Origin of the sequence: uncultured Eubacterium sp. (assembly GCF_934525195.1) — a bacterium.
Lineage (GTDB): Bacteria > Bacillota > Clostridia > Oscillospirales > Acutalibacteraceae > Eubacterium_R.
In genome coordinates this window covers 156,521-166,438 of sequence record NZ_CAKSZA010000005.1, presented here as the reverse complement: position 1 = coordinate 166,438, position 9,918 = coordinate 156,521, and the positions used below count along the sequence as shown (strand labels likewise).

The window sequence follows — 9,918 nt, the reverse complement described above, 5'->3', positions numbered from 1 at the left end:
AACGAGAGCAAACGCAGGAGCAGAGAACAGAAAAGGATAGCATGTATGAACTGTCCGCAAAAAATGACCGACTGATTTGGAGCAAAGACTCGGCAGAATTGTCCGTCAAGGTAATGAAAACCGAAAAGTAGAAATTTATCGTTATGTAACAGAGCAAACCTTTGACGCATACCTTTATCAACTTGTTGAAGGTAAACAAAAATTTGCATCGCAAATTATGACAAGTAAATCTCCTGCCCGTTCGGCAGATGATATTGACGAAACTGCTCTTTCTTATGCTGAAATAAAAATGCTTGCAACGGGTAATCCATTAATAAAAGAAAAAATGAACTTGGATTTAAAAGTAAATGAACTTAAAGTTTTAAGGAGTGCTTACCTAAGCCAAAAATTCAATTTGGAAGATGCTATATTAAAGACATATCCGGCACAAATTGCTAAATACAATTCACAAATCATCGGACTTGAAAAAGACATACAAATGGCAAAAGAACACCCAAAGACAGATACCTTTTGCGGTATGACAGTCTTGGGTGTTCCTTATTTTGAAAAGTCAAAAGCCGGTTTGGCAATCATAAACGCCTGCAAAACAATCAATTCATCGGCAGACACCATTAACCTTGGTGAGTACAGAGGTTTCAAAACCGAAATTTGTTTTGATTCATTTTCAAGAATTTACAGATTTATTCTTAAAGGCGAAATCAGTCACAGCGTTGATTTAGGTACCGATGCTAACGGCAATATTGTCAGGATAGATAATGCCATTAAGGATATGCCAAGCAGGCTTGCAATGTGCAAAACCGAACTCGAAAACACTATGCTTCAGTTTGAAAATGCAAAGGCAGAGGTAGAAAAACCGTTTGCTTTTGAAGATGAACTCAAACAAAAATCTACCCGACTTGATGAACTCAATACTCAACTTAATCTTGATGTTAGGGATGAGGAAACTGTTGATGAAGTGAAAGATGAAGTAAAAAAAGAAGGACTATGTATTTGTAGATAAACCACAAAAAGAGTTTATGTTCCATTTTGGAGGATAAAAGTATTCGATTTTATTATTGTTTGGAATATATATTTGTTTTATCTTTTTTCTGTTGGAGTTTCCATGTATCGAAGGGTGAATCACACGAGCATATTTGTCAGTTTCACAAAATAAATTTTGACAATCTATAAGTTGAAGCCTTCTTCCATTAAGATTTTGAAAATTTAAATTTAGACGTTGGAATTCAGCTTCTTGATTATAACTCATATATTTTATAATATCGGCTGTGTTGTAATTGCCTATATCAATAAAACATTTACTTATTCCTGAAATTGCTCCTGGTCCTGCACCAACAAAATCCATTTCATTAAAATCACAAATATTACTGTAATTGATATCTATTGCATATTGGTAAGCGAGAAATGGACCTATTGTTGGATAGTTCAAAAGAACAATATATAATTTCTTTAATTTTTTGCATGAATCTATTTTTAAGGAAATATTATTTTTAAACATAAATTCCAACAAATCTAAATGATTTTCATACTTTTTGGTATGACCAAATTCTCTTTTTCCTGAAGGCATAATATAAGCACCAGAATACAATTTGTTTTTTGAGTCATAAAGTTCTTTTAATATTAATGAATAATTTTTTTGAAAAATTTTTAAAATTGATTTGACCCATATGATTTTCGAGATATTCTCAAGTGCTTATTTTATTGAAAATTTTGAACAATAAAATTCTAAATAGCAAATCTTCAGTATCATTATTAAATGAATATATAATGTTTTTTATTAAATATTGGCTAATTCGGTCACTTGCTCTATACGCATTTGTGAATTTATATTTTTGCAACACTTTATCGGTAGTCCATGGATAATCGTATCCTTGAATCTTTTTAAAGAAAACTTTTTGCCTTTCATATGCAAATTTCCAATAGGTGTCGAAAACCTCAGTTCTTTTTATGTTATAAAGTGATAGAAATTCCATTGATTTTTCCTGATAATATATTTGTATTTATTTTAGTGGAAATTACAAGAAAAAGCGAGAAATAATCAACACATTAAACTATAACGAATAAAAATATTTGTTATAGTTGACTATCTCGTTGGATAATATTATAATAATCGTGTTAGTGTTAAAAAAAAGCAAATGCAGTGTTTACACTATAACAAATAAAATTATACTGTTGCTGAAAGTAATATACTCTATAAAATAATAATATTCGTTATAATTGACTAATGAGTTATGTTGTGATATAATAAATGATAAGATATTTAATTACAGGAGGCGAGTGTTTGAAATTTGAAACAGACAATATAAGAAATGATATTAAAGCACTCGTGATTCAGCAAGGGTGGTCATTAACTCGTGTGGTTGATGAAATAAATAAACATCATCCTGAAAGAAAAAAAACAACGGTTCAAAATATATCTAATAAATTGTCAAGAGGAACCATTAAGTTTTCTGAAGTATTAGAAATTGCAGATATTATAGGCGTAGAAATTCATTTGAAAAAACAATAAGGAGAAAATAATATGCTTAAAGAAATTTCAGTTGAAATAATTAGAAAATGTCCAAATAATTGCTTATATTGCTCATCAAATTCCAATTTAAAACGAAGTGAAAAGTTACCATACTATGAGTTTGTGAAAATTGTTAATGATGCTAAAGAATTAGGAGCTAAAACGATTTGTTTATCTGGTGGTGAACCTTTTTTGCACGACAATATAATTGAAATGACAAAATTTGTTAGTGATAGTGGATTGGATTGTTATATTTATACTAGTGGTATTGTTGTTGATGAAAATATGAGCCCATGTTCAATTCCTGAAGAAAAAATGAAAAAAATTTCAGCTTATGCATCAAAATTGATATTCAATATTGAAGGTTCAAACAGTAAAACATATGACAAAATAATGGGAACGAAAAATTGTTTTGAGAAAATGAAGCATTCTGTTTTGTTGGCAAATAAATTTAATATAGTGACAGAAGCTCATTTTGTTCCAATGAAAATCAATTATTTAGAAATAGATAAAGTTATTGAAATGTGTATGCAACTTAATGTTTCGAAAATCAGTTTTTTGAGGTTGGTATTGCATGGAAGAGCTGATGAAAACAAAGAAAAAATTGCCCTTTCAAATGATGAACTTAATGATTTAAGGATACAACTCAGTAAATTAGAAAAAAGAAATAATGATATATCAATTCGTATAGGTGTTCCATTATTAAAAGATAGTGGATGTGCCAAATGTGAAGCTGCAGATGGCAAGCTAAATATAAAGTATGATGGTAATGTATATCCATGTGAAGTGTTTAAAAACAAAAAATTTGAAAACATATTAAAATATGGAAAGCCAGAAAGTATTTATAATAAAACTTTGAAAGAAATATATTTAAATTCAAATTATTTAAAAAGTGTTAGGAATTATTCAAAAGAATTTCAAAAAAATATATCGTGTGAAACTTGCATTGGTCAATATATGATGAATTTAAAAAAGGAGAAATAGTTTTATGTCTAATCAAGATAAGACTTTATTAAATGACTGTATTATTAGTGCCGAAGGAACTTTGTTTTCTGATAGTAAATGTGAATTTCCTTTAGATAAGACAATCATAGATAATTTAAAACAAATACATGAAAAATTAAGAGAAAATAGTGATGATTATGAAATATTTTATTTTAAAGATGAAATAGATGATTTATGGGTTGAATTACTGGAAAAGTCTATTAAGTGTTTACGATATTATGATAAAAGAGAACCATTTCAAAATCAAGATTCAAATAAATCACCGAAAGCTTATGGAATTAATGATCTTAAAGCTTATTATGATAGATATTCAAAGTTTGAAAAAGTATTGTACGGTACAAGCAAATTTTACAGAGATCATGTTATTCATGTTTTCAGAACTTGGTTAACAGGAATTAAGTTACTGACAAAAAACGATGGCGTATATTTAAGCAAAATGAAAATTCAAGAAAAAGAAATAAATGTAGAGATTAATAATTTTGAGAAGATTAGTATTTGGACAATAATCGCTCTAACACACGATTTGGGATACCCTTTGGAAAAAGCAAAAGGAATAATTGATGTTACGCAGGAAATGGTATCGACATTTGTTTCAAACCCTGATATTACAAAGGATTTTTCATTTCATGGCGTCCAAAATTATATGAATGATTATGTTGTAAGGTTAATGAGTTCTAGAATGAAACAGAAACGATTTGAAAAGGATAGTAAAAATAACGAAGAAAAACCAGTTTTTGTGGCAAGATTACAGTCTAAATATTATTTCAAATTTCAAAAATCATTAGAAAAAAATTCGCATGGTATTTTGAGTACGCTAATAATATATAAATTGCTCACCTATTTTTTAGAGTCAGATTACAATATAAATGAAGATTATACTTTCGATATCGAAGATTGCAGACAGTTTTATATAAGAAGAGAAATATTGCGTTCAATTGCATCACATACTTGTGATGATGTTTATCAGCTCTATATGTGTTCATTCGCTTTTTTGTTGAGAATATGTGATGATACGCAGGAATGGGGTAGAAAAAATATTTCCGAGTTATATATAAAGTCAGGACAATCGTATAAACTAACAGATATTGCATTTAATTTTATGGAAAACAAAGCAAATAGTTGTAGTATACGTGAATCAATTACATTATCGCATGATGAACAAGATGACTCTTTGATGCAGTTAATAGATAGATTTCGTAAGCAATCATTGGTTTATGTTACAATTTTCAGAGATGGTCAAGATACAGCTAACAGAGATTTTTCATTTAAAAGAAATTTGGATATAAATAATAATGATGACATAATAATAAGTCTATTATTAGATGTTGATAAAGATAAAGCATCCGAGTTTAATGTAAATGTTAAATATAACAAATCTACATCGAAAATAAATGCTAAATATAATAAATCGTTCTTTGAGAAAATAAACTGCGTTGATAAAAATAGTTTTAACTTATATGACCAAAATGAAAATCAAGTTGATGAGTCTGTTTGCAAACCTGAAAATTGGAGCGAACGAAAATTTTCTATTGACCTGATTTCATAACTTATAATTATTTTATATGAACCGATTGGTTTTCGTTTGAAAATCAGTCGGCTTTTTGCGTTTAAGGAGGTTAAAATGCCATATTATTCAAAAGAAGTAATCAAAAAAGCAAAGGAAATGGACTTGCTCACATATCTTAAAAACTATGAACCCGATGAGCTTGTTCATTTTTCGGGAGATACCTATTGCACCAAAGAACACGACAGTTTGAAAATATCAAACGGGCTTTGGTGTTGGAATTCAAGAGGTATAGGCGGCAAAAGTGCAGTTAAATATTTGACCGAGGTTAAAGGATATTCTTTTATCGACGCTGTCAAAATTATTGTTGAAAAAGAAAAATTACAACCTCCGGTTAAAACGATTGCACCTAAAAAGAAGCGAGTATATAACCTGAAACTGCCGCCTAAAAGTCCGACAGATGATAAGGTTAAAGAGTACCTAACCGGCAGAGGTATTGATGAAAGTATCATAGATTATTGCCTTGAGCATAAACTCATATTTGAAAGTTTACCGTATCATAATGCTGTCTTTGTGGGTTTCAATGAACAAAATAAACCTAAGTATGCAGCATTTCGTGCAACGGAGAACAAAAGAATTATGGGCGAATGTGAGGGAAGCGATAAGTCATATTCCTTTAAATTGACAAATGATAATGCAAATATTCATCTATTTGAATCTGCAATCGATCTTTTGTCTTATGCCACTCTTGTTAAAATGCACGGTAAAGATTGGCAAAATGTTTCTATGATTTCTCTTGCCGGTGTTTGTACGCCTAAAGAAAAAATCGAAGAAAGCAAGATACCGAAAGCACTTGTGACATATCTTAAAAGTCATCCGTACATTGAAAAGATATATTTGCATCTTGACAGCGACTATGCCGGAAGATTAGCCACAAAAACATTAAAAATCATTTTACCAACTGAATATCCCAAAATTGAAATCGTTGACAACCCTGTTCCGAGAGGAAAAGATGTCAACGATTTTTTGCTTTTAAGCAAAGGTATGAAGCCGGTTGTATCTGAAAGGAGAATACCAAGTGAACGAAGAAAACTTGATAAAGGTATTGCTCGTTGAACCGTTTAACAAGCCGAAGATGATTACAATCGAAAACAATTACCAAGCGATTAGTGAAATTATCTACGGTGATGTAGACGAATATATGCCGTTTGAAGATGATGTTGCCTTGCTTTGTAACGCTGACGGTAAAAGACTTTCTCTTTCTGCAAGTCATACCGTAACCGATATTGAAACAGGCAAAACAGAACTCATATACGGCAGTTTTATCCTTGTAGGTGCAAGTGAATTTGATGACGAATATCATTCGTTAGACGATAATTTGATTGATAATATACGGATTTATTCGATAAATGAAGCAGCATAATACTATGCTGACTTGTCTTAGCAAGCAGTGCGTTTTTACTCCTAAAGAGCAAAAACACGCTTGTTAGGGGCTCTCCCCTAATACCCCAATTACACACAGAAAGGAAATTACAAAATGAAAACTATAATTATTTCAATACTCTCATTTTTATTCGGAGGATTTGCAGGAATTACAACAATGTGTTTGGTGCAAATCAATAGGACTAACGGCAATGAACGTTTTGAAAAGGAGGATTCATCCGATGAACAAGACAATTAAAAAACAGTTTTGGATAACACCTGAAGATGATGAAATTTTAAAGCTGAAATGCGAAAAAGCCTGTTTGTCCGAAGCTGCATTGATGAGGTATCTGATAAGAGGTTATGAACCAAGAGAAAAGCCTGACGAGCGTTTCTATAAATCTATGAATGATTTATCGGCTATCGGCAGAAACATAAATCAAATTGTCGCAAAAGCTAACACATTGAATTTTGTTGACGCACCTCTTTTAACAGAAGAATTAAAAAAACTTAAGGCGTTGAGAACAAAAATTGAAATGTTGTATCTCAGACCTGTTGAAAATGAAAAATGGCAGTAAGTAAGATATGGGATGTCAACAGCAGACTTGACAAGGTAATAAATTACGGCAGTAATGAAAAGAAAACCACCAATCCCGATTATGACCCGCTAAAAACAGTTCTCGGTTACGGTGATAACCCTGACAAAACCGAAAGGCAGTTATACTCTACAGGAATAAATTGTGACGCCGATTTTGCTTACCAACAGTTTATGACAGTTAAAATACAATATGGTAAAACAGACGGAATACTCGGTTATCACGGATATATGAGTTTTAAGCCGGGAGAGGTCACACCCGAACTTGCACATAAAATCGGAATTGAAGCCGCCAAACAAATTTGGGGTAAAAGATTTCAAGTGGTTGTGGATACTCATTTGAATACAGATTGTTTGCATAATCATTTTATCATTAACTCCGTTTCATTTGTTGACGGCAAAAGGTGCAGAGAAACTTCGTGGTTTAAAAATAAAATGGTTTTTGATGAAGTTTGTAAGGAATACGGTATTTCTGTGATTGATAAGCCTAATAGGACAGTTGACAGAAGTTATATCAATCAAAAAGAACAAGCAGGAATGCCAACAAGATATAACCTTGCAAAAGAAACACTTGATGTTGCAATCGAAAACAGTAAGAGCATAAAAGAACTTGAATACAATCTTAAAAAACTCGGTTACAGTTGTAATTTTAATGTAAATCATAAGTATTGGACTGTGACACCGAAAGGATATGACAGACCTATCAGAACATATAGGCTTGGTGAAAAGTATTCAAAGGAAAATATTTTAAATGCTGTTTTGGAAAATAACAGACCTGTAAAATATAAACCGTTTGTGCAAGGTCAGGTGCAATATAAACTTTCAACAAGAGGTACAAGACTACGCAAGATCAAAGGACTTCGTGGTTTGTATTTCTATTATCTATATAAGCTTGGTTATCTGCCAAAGAATAAACCGAGAAACAATTCAAGAGTTCATTATCTTTTAAGAGAAGATTTGATGAAACTTGATAAATTATCAAACGAGGCAAGGCTCCTTGAACAGTATGGGATAAATACTGTCGAGGAGCTTTTCTCATATAAATCGAAAGCCGAAAAGGAAATTGAAACATTAACCGAAAGCAGAAAGCAACTGCGAAATAAATCAAAAAGAAAGAATTGCTCAAATCTGAATGAGGTTAAAGAAGATATATCCGATATCGGCAAACGGTTAAAAGAAATACGCAAGGAAATTTTGCTCATTTACGATATTGCCGAGCGTTCAAATGAAATTGAAGAAAAATTAGAGCAAGCAGAAATTGATGAGCAAAAGAAATTGCAAAAGGAGGAAAAGTATCGTGAATAACTCAGGCGACGCCGCCGAACAAGTTGTAAGACTGTCACTTGAAGGCTTTGAGGTTGTTGCAAAGGTATCGGGAGAAGCTGCAAAGAATATTGCGGTTCTCCTGCTTGCCGCATTAAAGCAGGAACAAAAAGCCAAAGGTAAGGCAAGACTTTCAAACTTGATTAAGTCCGGCAAAGAACTTAAAGTTTTTTCAATTCATCAAAAGGATTTGAAAAAGTTTACAGAGCAGGCAAAGAGATACGGTGTTTTGTATTCTGTTCTTAAAGACAGAAATGCAAAAGGTAAAAATGTCACCGTTGATATTATTGCCCGTGCCGAGGACGCATCCAAAATCGATAGGATTATCGAAAGATTCAAACTCGGTACGGTTGACAAAGGCTCTATCACCAATGAGGTTGAAAAGTCCGTCAGCGAAAAGATAAACAAAAGTAACGAAGAAAAAACAAATGGTGACCTTATCCTTGAGCATATTGAGGCAAAGAGTACGGAGGAAACGGATAAAAACCCCTCTTTATCTCGGACGGAAAAAGACAGTCTGTCCGAGAGTTCATCGAAAGCTATCAATGATAAGGACGCTAAAGACAAAAAACAGTCTGTTAAAGAATTGCTTGACGGTTATAAAGATGAGATTAAAGCCGACAGAGCAAAAGATATTGCAGATAAATCAAAAGCGGTTGCAGATACCGTAGTAAAATCTGCTAAATCAATAAAGGAAAGGTAATTGATATGAGTTACGGTTACAAAAAAGGATATAACCCACAAAAGTATGCTGAAAATCGAAAGGCAGAAAAAGAAAGAACATATCAAATGATTGACGATACGGCAATCGAGGTGTCAAGAAGTCCCGATAAACTAAAAGAATTTCTTGATGTTCAGGCAAAGTTTGATATGTATTCGGCGGCAAACACTTTGCTTATCTTTAAGCAAATGCCTAATGCAACACAGCTTAAATCTTTTGAAGATTGGAACAAGGACGGCATCCAAGTCCGCCAAAAGCAAAAGAGCATAGCAATCCTTGAGCCTGTCGAATATACAAAGAGCGACGGCACACCGGGTCTTGGCTACAATGTTAAAAGAGTGTTTGACCGTTCGCAAACAAATTCAAAAAGAGAGGCAGCTCAAAAGACCGATGATTTGAAACATACTCTCAAAAACTTTGTAAATGCTTCGCCTGTTGAAATTGTTGTAGGCGAAATACCAAACTCAAACCTCGGTGCGTTCTATAACTTTGAAACACAGCAAATTACACTCAATGAAAATCTTACCGATACAAAACAGATTTTTGAGTGCCTTGCTCAAGAGGTTGCATTTGCTCAGCTTGCCGACGGTAAGAAATCATATAGCCGTAGAGACGAAGGCTTTAAAGCAATTTGTCTTGCATATATGATTTGCACCAAATACGGTGTTGATAAAAACGCTTTCGCTATTGAAAGCTTGCCGGATAATTGGAAAAAGGCGGACGCAAAAGATATTCGCCGTGAACTCTCCTCTGTAAATTCTGCATACAAGGAAATTGTCAGCAGAGTTAATGATGAAATCTATCGCCAAAGGCAGGCAAAGAGCAAGGAAATGGAGCGATAA

Annotated in this window: 13 protein-coding genes; 11 read left to right on the top strand and 2 right to left on the bottom strand. The window is 32.6% G+C overall.

Annotated features, from left to right (window positions below):
- Positions 1-76: 76 nt before the first annotated feature.
- On the top strand, positions 77-1,000 hold the full coding sequence (locus Q0E03_RS06765) for a hypothetical protein (protein WP_297130780.1): 924 nt from the start codon (positions 77-79) through the stop codon (positions 998-1,000).
- On the opposite strand, the gene Q0E03_RS06760 is transcribed toward Q0E03_RS06765, so the two are convergent.
- The gene (locus Q0E03_RS06760) at positions 983-1,585 is read right to left on the bottom strand and encodes a nucleotide kinase domain-containing protein (protein WP_297130777.1); all 603 of its coding nucleotides are present in this window, start codon (positions 1,583-1,585) and stop codon (positions 983-985) included. The genes Q0E03_RS06765 and Q0E03_RS06760 overlap by 18 nt on opposite strands.
- 97 nt (positions 1,586-1,682) lie before the next feature.
- Positions 1,683-1,970 (bottom strand): nucleotide kinase domain-containing protein, encoded by a 288-nt coding sequence (locus Q0E03_RS09095; protein WP_367270243.1) that lies wholly within the window; start codon positions 1,968-1,970, stop codon positions 1,683-1,685.
- Positions 1,971-2,278: 308 nt separating this feature from the next.
- Between Q0E03_RS09095 and Q0E03_RS06755 the strand changes: the two genes are divergently transcribed.
- From Q0E03_RS06755 to Q0E03_RS06710, 10 genes are all read left to right on the top strand, one after another.
- The gene (locus Q0E03_RS06755; protein WP_297130774.1) at positions 2,279-2,506 is read left to right on the top strand and encodes an LLM class flavin-dependent oxidoreductase; all 228 of its coding nucleotides are present in this window, start codon (positions 2,279-2,281) and stop codon (positions 2,504-2,506) included.
- A gap of 12 nt (positions 2,507-2,518) precedes the next feature.
- On the top strand, positions 2,519-3,490 hold the full coding sequence (locus tag Q0E03_RS06750) for a radical SAM/SPASM domain-containing protein (protein WP_297130771.1): 972 nt from the start codon (positions 2,519-2,521) through the stop codon (positions 3,488-3,490).
- Positions 3,491-3,494: 4 nt separating this feature from the next.
- Positions 3,495-5,057, top strand: a complete 1,563-nt coding sequence (locus tag Q0E03_RS06745) for a hypothetical protein (protein WP_297130768.1) — start codon at positions 3,495-3,497, stop codon at positions 5,055-5,057.
- 75 nt (positions 5,058-5,132) lie between these two features.
- Positions 5,133-6,131: a DUF3991 and TOPRIM domain-containing protein gene (locus Q0E03_RS06740; protein WP_297130765.1), complete on the top strand. Its 999-nt coding sequence runs from the start codon at positions 5,133-5,135 to the stop codon at positions 6,129-6,131.
- Positions 6,094-6,438 (top strand): DUF3846 domain-containing protein, encoded by a 345-nt coding sequence (locus Q0E03_RS06735; protein WP_297130762.1) that lies wholly within the window; start codon positions 6,094-6,096, stop codon positions 6,436-6,438. The genes Q0E03_RS06740 and Q0E03_RS06735 overlap by 38 nt, the downstream gene beginning before the upstream one ends.
- 114 nt (positions 6,439-6,552) lie before the next feature.
- The gene (locus Q0E03_RS06730; RefSeq protein ID WP_297130759.1) at positions 6,553-6,696 is read left to right on the top strand and encodes a DUF3789 domain-containing protein; all 144 of its coding nucleotides are present in this window, start codon (positions 6,553-6,555) and stop codon (positions 6,694-6,696) included.
- Positions 6,680-7,015: a plasmid mobilization protein gene (locus Q0E03_RS06725; RefSeq protein WP_297130756.1), complete on the top strand. Its 336-nt coding sequence runs from the start codon at positions 6,680-6,682 to the stop codon at positions 7,013-7,015. Before Q0E03_RS06730 ends, Q0E03_RS06725 begins: the two co-directional genes overlap by 17 nt.
- Complete coding sequence (locus tag Q0E03_RS06720) at positions 7,006-8,337, top strand: relaxase/mobilization nuclease domain-containing protein (protein ID WP_297130754.1); 1,332 nt, start codon at positions 7,006-7,008, stop codon at positions 8,335-8,337. Before Q0E03_RS06725 ends, Q0E03_RS06720 begins: the two co-directional genes overlap by 10 nt.
- On the top strand, positions 8,330-9,058 hold the full coding sequence (locus Q0E03_RS06715) for a PcfB family protein (RefSeq protein WP_297130751.1): 729 nt from the start codon (positions 8,330-8,332) through the stop codon (positions 9,056-9,058). Before Q0E03_RS06720 ends, Q0E03_RS06715 begins: the two co-directional genes overlap by 8 nt.
- 5 nt (positions 9,059-9,063) lie before the next feature.
- Positions 9,064-9,918: an LtrC-like protein gene (locus Q0E03_RS06710; RefSeq protein WP_297130749.1), complete on the top strand. Its 855-nt coding sequence runs from the start codon at positions 9,064-9,066 to the stop codon at positions 9,916-9,918.